Below are 20,153 nucleotides of genomic sequence, written 5' to 3'. Positions count from 1 at the left end.
GCCGGCGATGGCCTATTGGCTGGTGAAATCCGAGCCGTTCAAATATTCCTGGGACCGCATGGTCGCCGACGGCCGGACCCATTGGGACGGGGTGCGCAATTACCAGGCGTCCAACAATCTGAAGGCGATGGAGGTGGGCGACCGCGCCTTCTTCTATCACTCCAACGAAGGGCTGGAGATCGTCGGCATCGTCGAGATCGTCCGCACCTATTACCCGGACCCCAGCGACGAGTCCGGCCGCTTCGGCATGGTCGACGTGGCCCCGGTGATGCCGGTGAAGACGCCCGTCACGCTGAAGCAGATCAAGGCCGACCCGCTGCTGCAGTCGATGGCCCTGGTCCGCCAGTCCCGCCTGTCGGTCTGCCCGGTCAGCGATGATGAGTGGGCGCGGGTGTGCGATCTGGCGGGGGTGGGTGTGCCGGCTTGAGGGGGGTGCTGCCGCATGCCCCCTCCCTAACCCTCCCCCGCCTTTGGCGGTGGAGGGGACTACCGCCGCTTCGCAGAAGGCACCCTCTCCCGCCTTAGCGGGGGAGGGTCGGGGAGGGGGCAAACGCCGACACGCTCCCCACTCAATCGAAACAACTGCTACTCAGCCGCGTCCTGCATCGCCGCGCGGAAGTCGGTGGTGGCCTGCAGCATGCGCCGGGCGACGTCGGCCATGCCGGCGGCGGAGGTGGCGGTGAGGGGCGCGCCCAGGGCGCGCAGCGTGGCGTCGATGGCCGTCATGCTGGTGCGGTCGGCCAGACCGGTCAGGCGGCCGGCGGTGTCGCCCGCTTCGGGAAGATCGTCCGCGTTGGTGGTGCTGGCCATTGCGATCCTTGCCGCCGATGATCGTTACCGTGATGCAGCAACTCTATAGCTGTCAGTCGGTTAAGGTCGGGTTAAGCAAGGGATCGTTCGTTAGGGCGCGGACATGGCGCATGCTGCACCGCGGCGCGGCGGATGGTCGCGGCACCCGGTCCCCCCTGTTTCCGGTCCGAACGGTGCCGGAACCTGCGTGCCTTGGTATGCTTGAGGAAGAAACAGTCTCGCGCTGCAAAATCAGCGACACAATCCTCCTTTGGTCGGGGGGCCTGCGGGGGCCGATTTGCTTGTTCGTCCCGCAACTTGTGTGGATAATGCCGCTCAATTCCGGGCGGCGGCCCGCCGCCCTGCAACATCTTCCGGCCAATTCGGAAGCAACGGGGGAATCGCACTCATGACCGACAACAGCTTCTTTCCGGTGAAGCCCGAGATCGCGGCGACCGCCCACGTGAACGCGGAAGCCTATGCCCGCATGTACGAGCAGTCGGTCAAGGACCCCGAGGCGTTCTGGGGCGAGCAGGGCAAGCGGCTCGACTGGATCAAGCCCTACAGCAAGGTGAAGGACGTCAACTTCAACGACGACGTCCACATCCGCTGGTTCCACGACGGCACGCTGAACGTTTCCGCCAACTGCATCGACCGTCACCTGGCGACCCGCGGCGACCAGACCGCGATCCTGTTCGAAGGCGACGACCCCGGCGTTTCCAAGGCCATCACCTATAAGGAACTGCACGAGAAGGTCAGCCGTCTCGCCAACGTCCTGAAGAAGAACGGCGTCAAGAAGGGCGACCGCGTCACCATCTACCTGCCGATGATCCCGGAGGCCGCCTATGCGATGCTGGCCTGCACCCGCATCGGCGCCATCCACTCCATCGTCTTCGGCGGCTTCTCGCCCGACAGCCTGAAGGACCGCATCGTCGACTGCGACAGCCACTTCGTCATCACGTCGGACGAGGGCCTGCGCGGTGGCCGCAAGGTGCCGCTGAAGGCCAACGCCGACAAGGCCGTGGCCGGCGCGCCGATGGTCAAGCATGTGCTGGTCGTCAAGCACACCGGTGGCGACGTCGCCTGGACCGAGGGCCGCGACCTCTGGTACCACGAGGAGATGGAGAGCGTCTCGGCCGACTGCCCGCCAGAAGAGATGAGCGCCGAGGATCCCCTGTTCATCCTCTACACCTCCGGGTCGACCGGCAAGCCGAAGGGCGTGCTGCACACCACCGGCGGCTATCTCGTCTATGCGTCGATGACCCACCAGTATGTCTTCGACTACAAGGACGGCGAGGTCTACTGGTGCACGGCCGACGTGGGTTGGGTCACCGGCCACAGCTACATCGTCTATGGTCCGCTCGCCAACGGCGCCACCACGCTGATGTTCGAAGGCGTGCCGACCTATCCGGACGTCTCGCGCTTCTGGCAGGTCATCGACAAGCACAAGGTCAACATCTTCTACACCGCGCCGACCGCCATCCGCTCGCTGATGCGCGAGGGTGAGGGCCCGGTCAAGAAGACCTCGCGCGCCAGCCTGCGCGTGCTGGGTTCGGTCGGCGAGCCGATCAATCCGGAAGCGTGGCTGTGGTACTACAATGTGGTCGGCGACGCCCGCTGCCCGATCGTCGACACCTGGTGGCAGACCGAGACCGGCGGCATCCTGATCACCCCGCTGGTCGGCGCCATCGGCCAGAAGCCGGGCTCGGCGACCAAGCCCTTCTTCGGCGTCCAGCCGGTCGTCGTCGACAACGAAGGCCAGATCCTGGAAGGCGAGACCGAGGGCAACCTCTGCATCGCCGATGCGTGGCCGGGCATGATGCGCACGGTCTACGGCGACCACGAGCGCTTCGTCCAGACCTACTTCTCGACCTTCCCGGGCAAGTACTTCACCGGTGACGGCTGCCGCCGCGATGCCGACGGCTATTACTGGATCACCGGCCGCGTCGACGACGTCATCAACGTGTCCGGCCACCGCATGGGCACCGCCGAGGTCGAAAGCGCGCTGGTCGCCCATCCGAAGGTCGCCGAGGCCGCGGTCGTCGGCTATCCGCACGACCTGAAGGGCCAGGGCATCTATGCCTACGTCACCCTGAACGCCGGCGAGACCCCGACGGAAGAACTGCGCAAGGAGCTGGTGAACTGGGTCCGCAAGGAGATCGGCCCGATCGCCTCGCCCGACCTGATCCAGTGGGCCCCCGGCCTGCCGAAGACCCGTTCGGGCAAGATCATGCGCCGCATCCTGCGCAAGATCGCCGCGAACGAGCATGACAGCCTGGGCGACACCTCGACGCTGGCCGATCCGGGTGTCGTGACCGACCTGATCGACAACCGCATGAACAACGGCTGATCGGCGGTAGCTTGATGGGAAGAGGGGGCGCTCCGGTTGGGGCGCCCCTTTTTCTATTGGAGGTGTTGGCTTTTTGCCCCCTCCCTAACCCTCCCCCACCTTCGGTGGGAGAGGGAATTCCGCCGCTCTCGCGCTTAACTCCCTCTTTCGCGTTAGCGGGCGAGGGCTGGGGAGGGGGCAATCGCCAGCCAACCACTCCCCAAACCGCGAACGCCCTCAGCCCTCCGGCAGCACCAGCGGGGCGGCAGGGGAGATGGAGAAGGAGGTGGGGGAGGGGTGGCGTTCGGCGATCCGTTTCCGCGCGTCCTCCGCACTCTCGGCGGCGACGGCATAGGTTCGCACGCCCGTCCAAGGGGCGGCGGCGTCCAGCGCCTCCACCGCGACATACCACAGTGGACCGGCGGAGCGGGCGACGCGGTCGACGCAATGGAACTCCATCGGCGCCAGGGCGGAATCGGCGGTCACGGCGGACTGCAGGGACAGGATCTCGCCCTCGACCTCCGCCACCTCGCGGCGCAGGCCGGCCAGCATCTCTTCCGCCTCCACCCGGCGGACGGCGGCGAGCTTGGCATAGTTGGCGTAGACGTCCAGCCGTTCCCTCAGGGCGGCCAGTTTCTCCGACTGGCGGCGGGCGCGGATGCCGAGGATCCGTTCGCCTAGCATGCCGACGCCAAGGCTGGTGACCGCGCCCAGCAGCCAGACGATGGTCATGGCGCGACGGCTCCGGCAACTGCCTCTTCGTCCGCACCCTCGCTGGAAACGGTCACGCCCACCCCGTCGTGGAAAATGTTGCGGGTCAGCATCTGGGCGGCGGCGAAATCGCCGGCCCAGACCTGCGCCTCGTTCTCGAAGCGCCAGATGGCGGGATGGACCACCGCCTTGGCATCGGGGCGTGCGGTGAAGCCGGGCGCCATCGCCAGCCGGAAGACGAAGCGGTTGCGTCCCGGCTCATGCCGGCCGATCTCGTGGATGAAGTGGCGCGCGGTGTCGGCGCGCTTGCCGCCGCGACGGTTGAGGATCAGCTTTTCGGTCGATAGCTCGACCAGCTTCGCCTTCATCGCCCCGATCTCGGCCTGCATGGCCTCAAGCTCGTTGGCCTTGCTTTCCAGTGCATCGCGTTCGGCGGTCAGGGTGGCGCCGCAACGGCGGATCTGCTGGTCGGCCCGCAGGATCAAGGCACGGCGGATGCCCAGGAACAGCAGGGTGGCGCCGATGCAGAACAGCGCCAGCAGCATCTCCGACGTCATAGGCGCCCGCTCCGCAAACCATCCGGCTAGTTGAGGGAGTTGTAGCGCAATCCGCGCGGGTACGCATCACAAGCAAGTGCTTAGCGGCCATGAAAAACGGCGCCCCGAAGGGCGCCGTCATTCCTTGCACCGGCGAAGGTGAGGATCACTTCCGCGCGGCGATGGCGGATTGCGCCGCCTTCACCAGATCGGGGCCGATCTGCTTGGTCCACTTGTCGAAGACCGGCTGGGTGGCGGTCTGGAAGGCCTTCTGCTCGTCCGGCGTCAGGCGCACCACCTCGACGCCCTGGGCGGTGATCTCCTTCAGCAGGCTGTCGTCCTCGGCGGTGATGCCCTTGCGGGAGATCGCGACCTCTTCCGCCGCGGCCTGCACGGCGGCGGCGCGCACCGCCTCCTGGTCTTCCTTCGACCAGCTGGCCCAGACTTCCTTGTTGACGACGAAGATCAGCGGGTCGGCGACATAGCCCCACAGGGTCAGGTTCTTCTGCCCCAGCGTGGCGAGCTTGGCGGCGACGAAGATTGCCAGCGGGTTCTCCTGCCCGTCGACCGCGCCGGTGGACAGCGCCGGCTGCGCGTCGGCCCAGCTCATCTGCGTCGGGTTGGCGCCCAGCGCGGTGAAGGTGTCGAGATAGAGCGGCGAGCCGACAACGCGGATCTTCATCCCCTTCAGGTCGGCCGGCGTGCGGATCGGGTGCTTGGAATTGGAGATCTCGCGGAAGCCGTTCTCACCCCAGGCCAGCGGCACGACGTCCTTGGTGGCGAGCAGGTCGAACAGCGTCTTGCCCACCTCGCCCTGGGTCAGGGCGTCGAGCGCCTTGTGGTCGGGCATCAGGAAGGGCAGGGAGAAGAGGTTCAGCTCCTTCACCTGCGGCGACCAGTTGATGGTGGAACCGACCGCCATGTCGATGGTGCCCTGGCGGAGCGCGGTGAATTCCTTGGTCTGGTCGCCGTTCACCAGCGAGGTGCCGGGATACATCTTGATGTTGATGCGGCCGCCGGTCTTCTCCTTGACCAGCTCGGCCCAGCGGTCGCCGCCGACGCCCCAGGGGAAGGGCTTGCCCAGAACGGTGGAAAGCTTGTACTCCGCCTTGTAGTCGGCAGCGTTCGCCGCACCGGCAACCAAGGCCGGAACCGTCAGCGCGGCCAGCGCGATGCCGGCGAGCAGAGCCTTCAGCGATTTCATACTTGTTTCCTCCCAAGCGCCCTATACGAAAGATACGGAGCGGGATCGTACAGATGCACGCAGGACTGTTCCACGAGCAATTTGACACGACCGTCCGCGGTCCGAACAATGCGGCCATGCGGCTGGGCCTGATGCTCGGTGCTTGCGTCTGGCTGGTCCTGCCGGTCGCGACAGGCGCCCAGGGGTTGCAAAATCCGGCGATGCCGATGGGGCCGAATCCCAGCGAATGCGAGATCGAGGCGGCGCTGCTCGGCACCACCGGCCCCAATTGCCCGCCGGTGGCGATGCAGAGGCCGGCCGTGCCGCCGCCGGCCACTCCCCCGGCTTCACCTCCGACCGGGCGGCCGGCGCCGGTGACGGTGCCGCCCCTGCCGGGACCGGCGGCGATGCCGGCGCCGGAGCTGCGCGCCGCCTTCCGGGTGGAGTTCGATTTCAATTCCGCCCGCATCCGCCCGGAATCGCGGACGATCCTCGACAAGGTAGCAACGGTGATGGCGGCGGCCGGCAACACCCGCTTCCGCATCGTCGGCCACACCGACGCCGTCGGCGGCGACGCGGCGAACCTCGCCCTGTCCAAGAAGCGGGCGGCGGCGGTGGTCGAGTATCTGGTATCCAAGCACCAGATCCGCCGCGACCGGCTGGAGGCGTCGGGCATGGGCGCGCGGGAGCTGCTCCTGCCCGATCAGCCCAAGGCGGCGGCCAACCGGCGGGTGGAGATCGTCAATCTGGGCGGCTGAAAATTTTCGGATCCGAATTTTCGCACCGGGGGGAACCTTCGGCGCCGTGAGGTGTTGCGCAGGTGCGCCAGCGGGCCGTGGCCCCGCGCGCACCGACCCTCCACCCTCCAACCGGGAGAGCCGATGCCCGACCACACCCCCATCCCCATCGACAGCCGCCGCATCGCCGACGACGAGGTCGGCAAGCCGGCGGTCTTCGGCGCCATCCTGTCCGGCCAGCCGCTGGAGATTCACCGCAACATTTTCGAAGGCGACTATGGCCGCTTCCGGTCGGGGGTGTGGCAGTGCACGCCGGGCTTGGTGGCGATGAAGGACTGGCCCTATCACGAGTTCTGCCTGCTGCTGTCCGGCCGGGTCATCATCACGCCGGAAGGCGGGGTCCCGCGGGAATACAAGGCCGGCGACGCGCTGGTTCTGCCGATGGGCTTCACCGGCACCTGGGAAATCCTGGAGACGGTGCGCAAATACTATGCGGTGCAGGCGCGCCAGCCGCTGATGCGCCGGGTGAAGGAGCGGGTGAAGGGCTGGCTGCGGCCCGGCGCCAAGGGCGGGCGGACCACCGATGCGCAGGCCGGGGCCGCGTTCTGACGCCTCGCCATCCGCTGGACGCCCGTGTTAGGGTCCGCCGCGCCGTCCGTCAGGACGGCCCGTGAAGAGTCCGTCCGCAGGGGCGGCCCGTGAAGACCCTGACACCGGTGTTCCGACCATGACCAAGCACCCCATGACCCTCACCGAGATCGCCGAAGCGCTGGGCGCCGCGGTCGAAGGCGACGGCTCCCTCACCATCCGCCGCGCCGTCCATCCGTCGGAAGCGGAGGGGCCGGAGGATCTGGCGCTGGCGATGGACAAGGACCTGCTGGCCCTGCTACCCGGCAGCAAGGCGGTCGCCGCCGTGGTCGCCGAAGGGGTCGAGGTGCCGGACACGATCAGGGGCCGCATCGTGGTGAAGCGTCCGCGCTATGCCATGGCCGGGATGCTCGACATCTTCGAAAAGCCGGTCCATGCCGAACCGGGCGTGTCGCCGCAGGCCTATGTGGCGCCCGACGCCGTGGTGGCGCCCGACGCCTCCATCGCCCCCTTCGCCTATGTCGGCCCGCGTGCCCGCATCGGTGCCGGGGTCGTCATCCTGCCGCACGTCACCGTCGGCGCCGACGCGGTGATCGGCGAGGGCTGCCTGCTGCATCCCGGTGCGCGCATCGGCGAGCGGGTGGAGATGGGCGCGCGCTGCATCATCCATCCCAACGCCGCGGTCGGAAACGACGGCTTCAGCTTCGTCACGCCGGAGCCGGGCAGCGTCGAATCGGCCAAGACCACCGGCCGTGTCGTCGGCACCAACGTGCTGATCCGCCGGGTGAACTCCATCGGTACGGTGATCCTGGGCGACGATGTCGAAATCGGCGCCGGCGCCACCATCGACCGCGGCACGGTGACCGCCACCCGCATCGGCAACGGCACCAAGATCGACAACCTCGTCCAGATCGGCCACAACGTCCAGGTCGGCACCAACTGCATGCTGTGCGGCCATGTCGGCATCGCCGGCAGCACGATCATCGGCGACCGCGTGGTGCTGGCCGGCAAGGTCGGCGTGGCCGACCATGTGAAGATCGGCAGCGACGCGGTGGTGGCCGCCAATTCCGGCGTCGGCATGGACATCCCGCCGAAGTCGGTGTGGATGGGCTATCCCGCCGTGCCGCGCGCCCGCGCCTTCGAACAATACAAGGGCCTCGCCCGCCTGAAGCGCCTGTATGCCGACGTCTCCGACCTGAAGAAGCGCCTGACCGCCATCGACGGCGGCCCGGTGAAGGTCGAGGCGCCGGAGACGGAGCAGCAGGAATAGGCGGGGCGCGGGTCCGGATTGCCCCCTCCCTCCCACGGCTTCGCCGCGGGTCCCTCCCTCCCCCGCTTCGCGGGAGAGGGAGGAGCTTGCGAGGCGGCGGCAGTTCCCTCTCCCTCGAAGAGGGAGAGGGTTAGGGAGGGGGCCTCAGCACTTCACCTCAAACGAACTTACGTCCAATGACCTCCGGCCAGAATCCCACCCGTGAGTCCATCCTTGGCGGCCCCGCCGTCATCCTGGTGCAGCCGCAGCTCGGCGAGAACATCGGTGCCTGCGCGCGCGCGATGCTGAATTGCGGGCTGACCGACCTGCGCCTCGTCAAGCCGCGCGACGGCTGGCCGAACGCGAAGGCCAGTGCGGCGGCGTCCGGCGCCGACCTCGTCATCGACAACGCGAAGATCTTCGAGACGACGGCCGAGGCGGTCGCCGATCTGGAGGCGGTCTACGCCACCACGGTGCGCACCCGCGACATGATCCAGCGCTTCGTCACCCCGCGCGTCGCGGCCGGCGAGATGCGCGAACGCTATGCCGCCGGTCAGAAGGTCGGCGTCATGTTCGGGCCGGAGCGCACCGGGCTGGTCAACGACGACCTGACCTTCGCCCAGACGCTGGTGACGGTGCCGCTGAACCCGGCCTTCTCCTCGCTCAACCTGGCGCAGGCGGTGCTGCTGATCGGCTACGAGTGGTTCCAGGCCGGCGACCGCACGCCCGACCGCTTCCTGCACACCGGCCAGACCCGCCCGGCGACGATGGCGGAGCGGGTGAACTTCTTCGAACGGCTGGAGGCGGCGCTGGACCGCACCGGCTTCTTCACCAGCGAGGAGAAGCGGCCGTCGATGGTCCGCACCCTGCGCAACGCCTTCGAGCGGATGGAGATGACCGAGCAGGAGGTGCGCACCTTCCATGGCGTCGTCGCCGCCCTGGTCCAGGGTGACCGGCGGAAAGGCGAGAGTTAAGGGCCAAGCGCGGCTATAGTGGGCATCCATGGACTATGCGTTGCAGAACATGGATGTCGGGCTGGTGCTGCTGGACGGCGCGCGGCGGGTGCTGGCGCTGAACCCGGCGGCGGTGCGGCTGCTGGGAGAACGGGCGGCCGGGCTGGTCGGCGCCTATCTGCACGACCTGCACCCGCCCTCGCACCGCGCCAAGGTGGAATTGCTGCTGGCCGCGGCGGGCGATCCGTCCGCCCCGGCGTCCGCCTGTTCGATAATGGTGGCGTTGCCCGGCCGGGTGCTGGTGGTCAAGGCCACCGCGCTGGCGCCCGCCGCGGCGGTGGCGGAGGGAAGCGCCGTCACCGCCCTGATGCTGATGGAAGGCGGGCGGCCGGCGGCGGCCGATGCCCAGGCCGTTCCGGTCCCGCCGCCTGAACCGCTGGTCAAGCTGCCGGTGGAGAAGGGGCAGGGCATCGTGCTGCTCGACCCGGCCGATGCCGTCTATCTGCAGGCCGACGGCCATTACACCACCGTCCACACCGCCGACGGCGCCTTCTTCTGCGGCCTGCCTTTGTCGGAGCTGGAGGCGCGGCTCGACGCCCGGTCCTTCGTGCGCACCCATCGCGGCTACATCGTCAACCTGCGCCATGCCCGCGCGGTGGAACGGCAGGATGGCCGCGCCGCCTTCGTCATGGCCGCCCCCGGCGCCCCCCGCGTGCCGGTCAGCCGCAACCGGGCCGAGGCGCTGAAGAAGCGGCTGGCGCTGTAGGGTCGCGCCATTCGTGCGGCGATCCGGCCATTCGCGCGAGCCGGATGCTGCTGGTGCGGCGCGGCTTGATGGCGGGGTCGCGGGCGGGGGAGCATCGGCGTCATGTTCCCCGCCTTCGGCAACCGGCATGAGGAGACCGCTTCCGTGGACAGCATCGACGCGCCCGACCGTTACGTATCGTTCAAGGGAATCGACTGCGACGGCAACAGCCGCCGCATCATCGACCGGCTGTACATGCACATCGACGATCCCGCCAAGACCAACGCCTTCTGGGAGCGGTTCCGGGCCAAGCTGGCCGTCGCCGAGGACCCGCTGAAGCGACAGGCCGACGGACTGTGCCTGCTCTGCGCCAACATCTATTACATCGCCGACCTGTTCGAGGAACATGACGACGAGGACGGCCTGGCAATGCTGCGCCAGCTGGAGGACGAGTGCTGCTGAGCGGTCAGCGCTCAACAGTCAGCGCTTGGGGCCCGCCGCCGGCTCCTTCTCCGTTTCCTTGTCCGCCGCGGCGTAGGCGACGCGCCAGACCGAGCCGGAGGCGTCCTCGGCGATCAGCAGGGCGCCGTCGGCGGTCACCGCCAGACCGCTCGGCCGGCCCCAGACCTTCGGTGTCTCGTCGCCCTCGGCGGCGCTTCCGGTGGCGGTGCCGGCGGGGCTGGTCACGCGGAAGCCGGTGACGAAGGTCTCGTAGGTGCCGGTCGGCTTGCTCTTGTCGAACGGCGCGGTGTCGAAGGGCACGAAGGCGACGGCATAGCCGGTGGGGCGGGACCGGTTCCAGGAGCCGTGCAGCGAGACGAAGGCGCCCATGCGGTAGCGTTCCGGGAAATGGGTGGCGTCGCCGAAAGCCAGCCCGATCGGCGCCGAATGCGCCTGGAACAGCAGGCCCGGCACCAGCGCCGCCTTCACCAGATCGGGCCGCCGATCGGCGAAGTCCGGCTGCGGGTTGTCGCCGATGTAGGAATAGGGCCAGCCATAGAAGCCGCCCGGCTTCACCGCCGTCAGGAAATCGGGCACCAGCTGGTCGCCCAGCCCGTCACGCTCGTTCACCACGGCATAGAGGTCGCCGGTGCCGGGCTTGAAGGCGAGGCCGACCGGGTTGCGCAGGCCCGCGGCGTAGGTGCGCTGGCCGCTGCCGTCCATGCGGAATTCCTGGATGGTGGCGCGCGGTTCGGCCTCCATCCCGATGTTCGATTCCGAACCGATCCCGACATAGAAATGCCGTCCGTCGGGCGCCACCGCGATGGAGCGCGTGTTGTGGCCGCCGCGCCGGCCGAAGGCACCCTCGGCCGTCAGCCGCCGCCGTTCCCCCGCCTGGACGGTCCCGGCGGTCCAGGGCAGGCGCCACACCCCCGCCAGATCGCCGACCAGCACCGCCCCGTCATGGAAGGCGAGACCGAAAGGATGGTCGAAGCCGTCGGCCCAGACCTGGGCCATCTCCGCCCGGCCGTCGCCGTCGGCATCGCGCAGCAGGGTCAGGCTGCCCGGCCGCTGCTGTGCCACCAGCACATCGCCGTTGGGCAGGACCAGCAGGTTGCGGGCATTCTCCACATGGTCGCGGAACAGGGTGACGGTGAAACCGCGCGGGGCGCGCAACGGCTGGTCCTCGGGACGCGGCACCTGCACCGCCTGGTTGGCGACGGCGGGGGTGGCGTAGGGCTTCGGCAGCGTTTCGATCCGGACATGGACCTCGGCGCCGACCGTCTGCATCGGATCGGAACGCACCGGACCGGTCATCGCCGCCTGGGCCAGGGCGGTGGCCGGCAGCATGGACAGGGCGAGGGCGGAACCGGCGGCCAGTGCGAGTAGGCCGACCAGAAGATGCTTGAGCGACGGGGTAGGGCGGTCGGCCATCGGACGGGCGCTTTCACGGCGAAACGGAGGATCGGATAACGAAGGATCGGACGGGGGATGAGACAAATGTCGGACTTAATTATGGGGACGATGCCGCAGGCCGCACGGAAAGGCAGGCGGTGCAAGGGGGGCTGTACCGGAGGGGTCCCCCACAAGCGCCGGGTGTCGCCAACGTCATCGTTGCACCCATCAACTTGCTTGCGGTCGCCACCGGCGCAAGACCATACTCCGACCGATCTAGGCGGAAGGGCCGGCGGGCGGCGATGATTCGGCAATGATGGACAGACACGGGATCGACGCTGCGGTTCTCACGCTATCGCCCACGCGGACCCGCCTGCTGCTGGCCGCCGCCTTCGCCCTGATCGCGCTGATGGGCGCCGGCTTCTGGGGCTATGTCGTCTGGGCCGACCGGGAAGAGACTCTGCGCCACAGCCGGGAGCAGGCCCAATCCACCGCCCGCCTGCTGCAGGAGCATGTGCGGCGAACGGTCGCAACCGCCGACCTCGCCATCGGCCGCGCGCAGGATCTGATCCATCACCACGGCATGGTCGGCCTGGACACCAACCGCGAGGCCTGGATCACCATCCGCGACATGGTGGAAGACCTGCCGGAGATTGCGGCGCTGTGGGTGCATGGCCCGACCGGCGACAATATCCTGTCCAGCCGCCAGTTCCCGGCGCCGACCGGCAACGCGTCCAACCGCGCCTATTTCCAAGCCCACCGGGACGGCGCCGATTTCCATGTCGGCGAGCGGATCACCGGCCGGATGACCGGCGCCCAGTCCTTCACCGTCAGCCGGTCCATCCTGCAGGACGGCCGATTCCTGGGCGTCATCCACGCCAACATCGAGATCGATTACTATCGGATGCTGTTCGAGGGGCTGGATCTCGGCCACGGATCGGCCATCGCGCTCTACCGCACAGACGGCAAGTCGGTGCTGCGTTTCCCCTCCACCGAACCGCTGGATGGGCCGGAAGGGCCGACGGTGCTTAGCCACGCGGCGGAGGCCGCGACCGAGGTCTTCGAGGTGGACGGGCCGGCGGGCCGGCGCATCCTGTCCTACCAGCGGGTGCCGACCCTGCCGTTGGTCGTCTTCGTCGCCTTGTCGGAGCGGACGGAGCTGGCGCCCTGGCGGGAGCGGACGTTCCGCGGCAGCATCCTGGTCGGGCTGGCGGTTCTGGCCTGCGCCGGGCTGGCCTATGCCGCGTTGCGCAGCCTGGAACGCGAGGTCGCCGGCCGCCGGGAACTGGCCGACACCAATGCCGAGCTGGACGCCAAGAAGCGCGAGCTGGAGACCGCCAACGAGGCCTTCGCCAGCGCCAACCGCCGGCTGAACCTGATCCTGCATTCGGCGTCCGACAGCATCTGCGGCGTCGACCGCGACGGGCTGATCACCTTCGCCAACCCCGCCACCTCCGCGCTGACCGGCTATGACAACGAGGAGCTGCTGGGCGGCAATCTGCATCTGCTGATCCACTCCCGCCGCGCCGACGGCAGCCATTTCCCGGCGCTGGAATGCCCGGTGACCGAGGTGCTGCTGAGCGGGGAGAGCCGCCGCGGATTGGAGGACACATACTGGAGCAAGGACGGCAAGCCGTTCCTGGTCGAATACACGGCCTCGCCCATGCTGGCCGACGGCAAGGTGGAAGGCGCCGTGGTGGTCTTCCACGAGATCGCCGAGCGCAAGCGGGCGGAGGCGGCGATGCAGCGCGCCCGTCTGGCGGCGGAGGCGGCGAGCCGCGCCAAGAGCGAGTTCCTGGCCAACATGAGCCACGAGATCCGCACGCCGATGAACGCGATCCTCGGGCTGATCCACCTGCTGCAGCAGACGGAGCTGACCGGACGGCAGGCGGACTATGTGCAGAAGGTGCGGGTTTCGGCGCAATCGCTGCTGGGCATCCTGAACGACATCCTCGACTTCTCCAAGGTGGAGGCCGGCAAGCTGGAGCTGGAACGGGTCGATTTCCGCCTGGACGACCTGCTGCAGACGCTGGCGGTGATCGTCGGGTCGGCCGCGCAGGAGAAGGACATCGACGTCCTGTTCTCCGTCGCGCCGGATGTGCCGCTGGATTTGATCGGCGATCCGCTGCGCCTTCAGCAAATCCTGATCAACCTGACCGGCAACGCCATCAAGTTCACCGAGGCCGGCGAGGTCGTGGTGTCGGTCCGGGTGCGGTCGCTGAGCAACGAGCGCGCCGTGCTGGACTTCGCCGTGCGCGACACCGGCATCGGCATCGCGCCGGAGCAGCGCGAGCGGCTGTTCCAGGCCTTCAGCCAGGGCGACAGCTCCACCACGCGGCGCTTCGGCGGCACCGGTCTGGGGCTGGCGATCTGCGCGCGGCTGGTCCGGCTGATGAACGGCGCCATGGATGTGGAGAGCGAACCCGGCAAGGGCAGCGTCTTCCGCTTCCAGGCGGAATTCGGCCTCCAGCGCGGCGCGGCGGGACGGCCCGCCCTGCCGTTGCGCCCGGTGCCGCGCGACCTGGCGGTGCTGGTGGTCGACGACAACCCCACCGCGCGCGAAGTGCTGGGCGAGATCGCCACCGCCTTCGGCTGGACCGTCAGCGCCTGCTGCGACGGGCAGTCCGCCATCGCCGAGCTGGAGCGCGCCGCCGGCGCCGGCCATGCCTACGACGTGGTGCTGATGGACTGGAAGATGCCGGGGATGGACGGCATCGAGGCGGCGCGCCGCATCCGCGCCGATGCCGAGTCCGGCACGCCGATGATCATCGTCATCAGCGGCTATGGCCGCGAGCGGCTGGGCAGTCGGTTCGAGGAGGCCGGGATCTCCGGTTTCCTGGTGAAGCCGGTCACCGCCTCCACCCTGCTCGACGCCGTCACCGTCGCCTATGCGCAAGGTGGCCATGCCCAGGGTGGTCAGGTCCCGGCCGGCCCGGACGACGCCGGCTCGAACGGCGGCGGTCTCCGCCTGCCGGTCCCGGTCCCGGCGCCTGCCGGGGAGCCGGGGGGCGGATCGCCCGGCGGCCTGTGGGGGCCGGTCTGGGATGCCAGCCGGGGGCTGCATGGCCGTCGCCTGCTGCTGGCCGACGACAACGCCATCAACCGTCAGGTGGCGCGGGAGATCCTCGAACGCGCCGGGGCGAGCGTCACCACGGTCGGCACCGGACGGCAGGCGGTGGAATGCGTGCGGATCGCGGAGCAGCCCTTCGACGCCGTGTTGCTGGACGTGCAGATGCCGGACATGGACGGCTTCGCGGCCACGGCGGCCATCCGTGCGCTGCCGGGCGGACGGCAACTGCCGATCATCGCCATGACCGCGAGCGCCCTGCCGGCCGATCGGCAGCGCTGCCTCGACAATGGAATGGACGCCCATGTGCCGAAGCCGCTCGACCTGCCGCAGCTGTTCGCCACGCTGGCCCGCTGGATCGGCCCGCCGCTGGTGGCTGTCCGGCCCTCCACGCCCTGCGGTGCCGGGCCGATCCCGCCCCGGGGGGAAGCCATGCTGACAGCCGCCGGCGCTTCCGCATCGGGCATCGCCGCCGCTTCGCCCGCGCGGGCCGGCCAAGGGACAGGTTTGCCCGACGAGCTGCCGGGCATCGACCTTGCCGACGCGCTCAACCGGCTGGACGGCGACGCCGGCCTGTTCCGCCGCTTCATCGGCCAGTTCGCCGGGAGCTATGGCGATGTCGTCGAACGGATCGCCGGAGCGCTGGAGGTCGGCGACCTGTCGGCGGCGAAATCCATCGCGCATGAGCTGAAAAGCGTCGCCGGCAACGTCGGTGCCCGCCGGCTGTCGGAGTCCGCCGATGCGGTGCAGATCGCGGCCCAGCGCGGGGATGCCGCGGCGGCGGCGGCCGAGGTGCCGGTGCTGCGCGCCGAGCTGGCGCTGGTGCTGGACAGCGCACGCCGCCTCGCGGCGGAGGGCGCCGGCGGAGGAGCGGCGGACGGAGGGGCGGCAGAACCGGCCATGCCCGCCCGGTCGGCGGAAAGCCGGCGGCTGCTGGCCGGGCAACTCCCGCAATTCGCAACTTTGTTGCAGGACAGCAACTTCGCAGCGGCGGAAGAGTTCGCTATGCTGGCGCCGTTGCTGACGGATTGGATCGAGCCTTCGACTATGAAGGGGCTGTCCGCCGCCATCGACGCTCTGGATTTCACCAAGGCGCTTGGGATTGTGCAGCGGATCGCACGCGACCTCGGCCTTTCGTTACCGACGGTCTGAACGCGCCCATGGCCGATCCCCGCCCTAAGATACTGGTGGTTGACGATATCCCGTCCAACGTCCATGTGCTCAGCCGCATCCTGAAGGACGATTACGACATCTATTTCGCCACCGACGGCGAAAAGGCGTTGGATCTGGTCCAGTCGCGGATGCCCGACCTCGTCCTGCTCGACATCATGATGCCGGGGATGGACGGGTTCGAGGTGTGCCGCCGCATCAAGGACGATCCCACCACCCACGACATCCCCGTCATCTTCATCTCCGCCAAGAGCGAAGTGGAGGACGAGACCCGCGGGCTGGAGGTGGGAGCCATCGACTTCATCACCAAGCCGATCAGCCCGCCCATCGTGAAGGCGCGGGTGCGCAACCATCTGCTGCTGAAACGGCAGACCGACCTGCTGCGCAGCCTGTCCTTCCTGGACGGGCTGACCGGCATCGCCAACCGCCGCCGCTTCGACGAGACGATGGCGCGCGAATGGCGGCGCTGCGCCCGGTCGCATCTGCCGCTGTCGCTCGTCATCCTCGATGTCGACCATTTCAAGGCCTACAACGACCAGTACGGCCATCAGGCCGGCGACGAATGCCTGCGCATCGTGGCCGAGGTGCTGGCGGAGCGGGCAAGGCGGCCGAGCGACCTCGTCGCCCGCTATGGCGGCGAGGAGTTCGTCTGCCTGCTGCCGGAGACGGACGGTCCCGGCGCCGCCCGCGTGGCCGAGGGGTTCCGGGCCGCCGTCGCCGAGCGCCGCATCCCGCACGCCCAGTCGCCGGTCGCCCCCTATGTCACCATCAGCCTGGGCGTCGCCACCGTGATCCCGTCCCTCGACAGCAGCCCCGAAAAGCTGGCGGAGATGGCCGACCAGCTGCTCTACCGCGCCAAGCGCACCGGCCGGAACCGCGTGCAGGACGCCACGGTGCCGGCGCTGTGACGGCCCGGCCGCCTCCGCCGCCCGTCCATGACGTCCGCGGGCGCGGATTCACCCGCCGCGCCCCGCTGACGGAGGCCTGGGACTGGGTCGACGCCAGGATTGCCCCGCCGCCTGCAAGGATTCTGCCCCTGGCGGCGTGTTCCGGGTTGCGGCTGGCCGATGCGGTCGCGGCGGCGGGCGACTGGCCGCCGGCCGACCGGGCGGCGGTGGACGGCTATGGCGTGGCGGCGGCCGACACGCTGGGGGCCGGCTCCTACAACCCGGTGTCGCTGACGGCGGCGGTGGCGGTGAGTGCCGGCGATCCGCTGCCGCCGGGATGCGACGCGGTGATCCCGTACGAGGCGGCGCAGGCCGTCGGCCCCTTCATCGAGGCGATCGACGCGGTGGCGCCCGGCAGCGGGGTGGAGCGCCGCGGCGCCTGGACCGTCGCCGGAAGCCCGCTGCTGCCGGCCGGGCGGCGCCTGCGCCCCGCCGATCTCGGCCTGCTCGCCGCCGCCGGTCACAGCGCCGTGCCGGCCCAGCCGGCGCCGCGGGTGCGCATCCTGATTGCCGGCGGACCCAAGGCCGGCGCGCCGGAGCAACTCGGCGCGATGCTGGCTGCGCTGGTCGGGCGCGACGGCGGTGTGGTCGAGGCGGTCGAGGAGCTGCCTGCCGACCTCGCCGCCCTGGCCGACGCCTTCGCCCGGCCGGGCGCCGACCTGATCCTGTCGGCCGGGCGCACCGGAACCGGTCCCGACGACGTGGCGCCGCCCGCCCTGGCGCAGGCTGGCAGCCTCGACCTGCACGGCATCGCCATGCGGCCGGGCGGTAGCGCCGGGCTCGGGCTTGCGGGCGGTCCTGCCGGCGGCGTTCCGGTCCTGCTGCTGCCGGGCGAGCCGATGGCGGCGCTGGCGGCCTATGAACTGCTGGCCGGGCGCGCGGTGCGTCGTGCCGCCGGCTTGCCGGCCGCATTGCCCCATGCGACGGTCGAGGCGGTGACCGCGCGCAAGCTGGTGTCGGAGATCGGCAGCTTCGACCTGCACCGGGTGCGGCTGGACGAGGGCGGCAGGGTGGAGCCGGTGGCCTCGCCCGGCTGGCCGGGACTGGCGGCGGCGGCGCGGGCCGACGGCTTCGTCCTGATCGGGGCGGACAGCGAAGGCGTGCCGGACGGCGCCGCAGTCATTATGTATCGTTTCGCCTGATCTTCTTCCGCCCTGATCTTCTTCCGTAAGGGTTTGCCGCGTGCACAGCTCCGACCGCAGCCGTGAGGACATCCGCCGTTTCGTCGCCCAGGCCGCCCGCCAGGACCAGTTCCTGGAGGTGGTCAGCGGGGAGGAGGCGCGCGCTCGTTTCCACCGCCATCTCGACCTGTCGCCGCGGGGGGAGGAGCGGGTGCCGCTGGCAGCATCCCTCGGCCGCGTGCTGTCCGCCGATGTGGTGGCGGAGGTGGACGTTCCCGGCTTCGACCGCTCGGTGGTCGACGGCTTCGCCGTGCGCGCCGCCGATACGGTCGGCGCGGCGGAGGACCGTCCGGTCGCCCTGCGCCTGAACGACGAGGTGCTGGCCGCCGGCCATGCCCCCGAACTGACGGTGGAACCCGGCACCGCCACCGTGATCGCCACCGGCGGCATGCTGCCGCGCGGGGCCGACGCCGTGGTGATGGTGGAGACGACCGAGGCGGTGGAACGGCCCGACGGGCTCTTCGTCACCCTGACCCGCCCGGCGACGCCCGGCGCCTTCGTCGCCGCCGCCGGCTCCGACATCGGCCGGGGCGAGGTGGTGCTGCGCAAGGGCCAAGCCCTGACCTCGCGCGAGATCGGCGTGCTGGCCGCCATCGGGCTGGCCGAGGTGCCGGTGGTGCGCCGGCCGCGCGTCGCCATCCTGTCGACCGGCGACGAGATCGTGGCGCCGGGCCAGCCGATCCGCACCGGGGCGGTCTATGACAGCAACGGCGCCATCCTGGCCGCCGCGGTTTCCGAACTGGGCGGCGAGCCGGTGCCGCTGGGCATCGCCCCGGACGAGGACGCGGCGCTGGAACGGCTGGTCGCCCAGGGGCTGGAGTGCGATGCGCTGCTGCTGTCGGGCGGCACGTCGAAGGGAGCCGGCGACCGCTCCCACCGCATCGTGGCGCAGCTGTCCGATCCCGGCATCGTCGCCCATGGCGTGGCGCTGAAGCCGGGCAAGCCGCTGTGCCTCGCGGTGACCGGCGGCAAGCCGGTGGTGATCCTGCCGGGCTTCCCGACCTCGGCCATGTTCACCTTCCACAGCTTCGTGGCTCCGGTGATCCGCGCGCTGGCCGGCCTGCCGCCGGCGCTGGCGGAGGAGGTGCCGGCCACCCTGCCGGTGCGGCTGGGGTCGGAACGCGGGCGCACCGAATATGTGATGGTCTCGCTGGTCCATGGAGCCAACGAGGACGAACTGGCGGCTTATCCGCTGTCCAAGGGGTCGGGCGCCGTCACCGCCTTCAGCCATGCCGATGGCTTCCTGGCCATCGATGCCCAGGCGGAGGCGATGGAAGCCGGCACGCCGGTGTCGGTCCAGCTGCTCGGCCGCGCGCTGGCTCCCGCCGACCTGATCGTGGTCGGCAGCCAGTGCATCGGCCTCAACGCCGTGCTCGGCCGCCTGATCGGCGAGGGGATGAGTGTCAAGGCGCTGAATGTCGGCTCGATGGGCGGGTTGGCGGCGGCGCGGCGCGGGGAGTGCGACATCGCCCCCGTCCATCTGATGGACCCCGCCACCGGCGCCTACAACACGCCCTTCCTGGCGCCGGGTCTGGAGTTGGTGACTGGCTACCGCCGCATGCAGGGCATCGTCTTCCGCCGCGGCGACCCGCGGTTCGAGGGCAGGACGGCGGCGGAGGCGGTCGCCGCGGTCGCCGGTCTGGCCGACTGCATCCTGATCAACCGCAATGCCGGCAGCGGCACCCGCATCCTGACCGACCGTCTGCTGGGCGCGGCGCGGCCGACTGGCTACTGGACGCAGGCCAAGTCGCACAATGCGGTGGCCGTCGCGGTGGCGCAGAACCGCGCCGACTGGGGCGTCGCCATCGAAACCGCGGCGAACCTCTACGGGCTGGGGTTCCTGCCGCTGCAGGAGGAGCATTACGACTTCGTCATCCCCACCGCCCGCCGCGACCGCCCGGCCGTCCGCCGCTTCGTCGAGGCGCTGGAGACGCCTGAGGTGGCGGAGGCCCTGCGCGCCATGGGCTTCGTCAGATAGAGTCTGACCAATTCGTCAGGCAAATCCGAACAAAATGCCGCGGGTCGGGTTTTTTCGTGATCCAACGGCCGGGTGGTTGCGTACCGAAGGTCACGATGCGACATACAGCCCGGCGTGTTCGGCGGTGATGTGCAGGATTGACGCAGAGTCCTTG

17 protein-coding genes are annotated in these 20,153 nt (G+C 69.8%); 12 read left to right on the top strand and 5 right to left on the bottom strand.

Annotated elements, in window-relative coordinates:
* Positions 1-7 precede the first annotated feature (7 nt).
* Positions 8-427 (top strand): EVE domain-containing protein, encoded by a 420-nt coding sequence (locus tag FZ029_RS03815; protein WP_109443178.1) that lies wholly within the window; start codon positions 8-10, stop codon positions 425-427.
* 158 nt (positions 428-585) lie between these two features.
* On the opposite strand, the gene FZ029_RS03810 is transcribed toward FZ029_RS03815, so the two are convergent.
* A complete protein-coding gene (locus FZ029_RS03810) occupies positions 586-810 on the bottom strand; it encodes a hypothetical protein (RefSeq protein ID WP_149268072.1) in 225 nt (74 codons plus the stop codon).
* A gap of 388 nt (positions 811-1,198) precedes the next feature.
* On the opposite strand from FZ029_RS03810, the gene acs reads away from it, so the two are divergent.
* Positions 1,199-3,139: an acetate--CoA ligase gene (acs, locus tag FZ029_RS03805; protein ID WP_149268071.1), complete on the top strand. Its 1,941-nt coding sequence runs from the start codon at positions 1,199-1,201 to the stop codon at positions 3,137-3,139.
* Between the two features lie 216 nt (positions 3,140-3,355).
* Here the strand turns inward: acs and FZ029_RS03800 are convergent, their stop codons facing one another.
* From FZ029_RS03800 to FZ029_RS03790, 3 genes are all read right to left on the bottom strand, one after another.
* Positions 3,356-3,850: a hypothetical protein gene (locus FZ029_RS03800; RefSeq protein WP_149268070.1), complete on the bottom strand. Its 495-nt coding sequence runs from the start codon at positions 3,848-3,850 to the stop codon at positions 3,356-3,358.
* The gene (locus FZ029_RS03795) at positions 3,847-4,386 is read right to left on the bottom strand and encodes a hypothetical protein (protein WP_149268069.1); all 540 of its coding nucleotides are present in this window, start codon (positions 4,384-4,386) and stop codon (positions 3,847-3,849) included. Before FZ029_RS03795 ends, FZ029_RS03800 begins: the two co-directional genes overlap by 4 nt.
* 145 nt (positions 4,387-4,531) lie before the next feature.
* Entirely contained in the window at positions 4,532-5,569 is a 1,038-nt protein-coding gene (locus FZ029_RS03790; protein ID WP_149268068.1) for a DctP family TRAP transporter solute-binding subunit, read from the bottom strand.
* Positions 5,570-5,622: 53 nt separating this feature from the next.
* Between FZ029_RS03790 and FZ029_RS03785 the strand changes: the two genes are divergently transcribed.
* The 6 genes from FZ029_RS03785 to cowN all read left to right on the top strand — a co-directional run bounded on the left by FZ029_RS03785 (position 5,623) and on the right by cowN (position 10,282).
* A complete protein-coding gene (locus tag FZ029_RS03785; RefSeq protein ID WP_149268067.1) occupies positions 5,623-6,306 on the top strand; it encodes an OmpA family protein in 684 nt (227 codons plus the stop codon).
* A gap of 123 nt (positions 6,307-6,429) precedes the next feature.
* Positions 6,430-6,894: a cupin domain-containing protein gene (locus FZ029_RS03780; protein WP_149268066.1), complete on the top strand. Its 465-nt coding sequence runs from the start codon at positions 6,430-6,432 to the stop codon at positions 6,892-6,894.
* A gap of 118 nt (positions 6,895-7,012) precedes the next feature.
* The gene (locus tag FZ029_RS03775; protein ID WP_149268065.1) at positions 7,013-8,143 is read left to right on the top strand and encodes a UDP-3-O-(3-hydroxymyristoyl)glucosamine N-acyltransferase; all 1,131 of its coding nucleotides are present in this window, start codon (positions 7,013-7,015) and stop codon (positions 8,141-8,143) included.
* Between the two features lie 176 nt (positions 8,144-8,319).
* A complete protein-coding gene (locus FZ029_RS03770; RefSeq protein ID WP_149197968.1) occupies positions 8,320-9,096 on the top strand; it encodes an RNA methyltransferase in 777 nt (258 codons plus the stop codon).
* Between the two features lie 28 nt (positions 9,097-9,124).
* Complete coding sequence (locus FZ029_RS03765; RefSeq protein WP_149268064.1) at positions 9,125-9,841, top strand: PAS domain-containing transcriptional regulator; 717 nt, start codon at positions 9,125-9,127, stop codon at positions 9,839-9,841.
* Positions 9,842-9,985: 144 nt separating this feature from the next.
* Positions 9,986-10,282 (top strand): N(2)-fixation sustaining protein CowN, encoded by a 297-nt coding sequence (gene cowN / locus FZ029_RS03760; RefSeq protein WP_149268171.1) that lies wholly within the window; start codon positions 9,986-9,988, stop codon positions 10,280-10,282.
* Between the two features lie 18 nt (positions 10,283-10,300).
* Here cowN and FZ029_RS03755 read toward each other — a convergent pair whose 3' ends face one another.
* Positions 10,301-11,695 carry a PQQ-dependent sugar dehydrogenase gene (locus FZ029_RS03755; RefSeq protein ID WP_149268063.1) on the bottom strand — a complete coding sequence of 465 codons (1,395 nt, stop codon included), beginning with the start codon at positions 11,693-11,695 and terminating at the stop codon, positions 10,301-10,303.
* A 274-nt stretch (positions 11,696-11,969) separates the two neighbouring features.
* Between FZ029_RS03755 and FZ029_RS03750 the strand changes: the two genes are divergently transcribed.
* The 4 genes from FZ029_RS03750 to FZ029_RS03735 are packed head-to-tail and all read left to right on the top strand — an operon-like array spanning position 11,970 to position 19,999.
* The gene (locus FZ029_RS03750; protein ID WP_149268062.1) at positions 11,970-15,875 is read left to right on the top strand and encodes a response regulator; all 3,906 of its coding nucleotides are present in this window, start codon (positions 11,970-11,972) and stop codon (positions 15,873-15,875) included.
* Positions 15,876-15,910: 35 nt separating this feature from the next.
* Positions 15,911-16,801 carry a PleD family two-component system response regulator gene (locus tag FZ029_RS03745; protein ID WP_247892138.1) on the top strand — a complete coding sequence of 297 codons (891 nt, stop codon included), beginning with the start codon at positions 15,911-15,913 and terminating at the stop codon, positions 16,799-16,801.
* Positions 16,798-17,982, top strand: a complete 1,185-nt coding sequence (locus FZ029_RS03740) for a molybdopterin-binding protein (protein ID WP_149268060.1) — start codon at positions 16,798-16,800, stop codon at positions 17,980-17,982. The genes FZ029_RS03745 and FZ029_RS03740 overlap by 4 nt, the downstream gene beginning before the upstream one ends.
* Positions 17,983-18,022: 40 nt before the next feature.
* Positions 18,023-19,999, top strand: a complete 1,977-nt coding sequence (locus FZ029_RS03735; RefSeq protein ID WP_149268059.1) for a molybdopterin biosynthesis protein — start codon at positions 18,023-18,025, stop codon at positions 19,997-19,999.
* Positions 20,000-20,153 lie beyond the last annotated feature (154 nt).

This window comes from Azospirillum sp. Sh1, assembly GCF_008365135.1.
In the GTDB taxonomy this organism is placed as follows: Bacteria; Pseudomonadota; Alphaproteobacteria; order Azospirillales; family Azospirillaceae; genus Azospirillum; species Azospirillum oryzae.
Note: the sequence above shows the minus strand (reverse complement) of the source record. Positions and strands in the feature narration are given on the sequence as shown.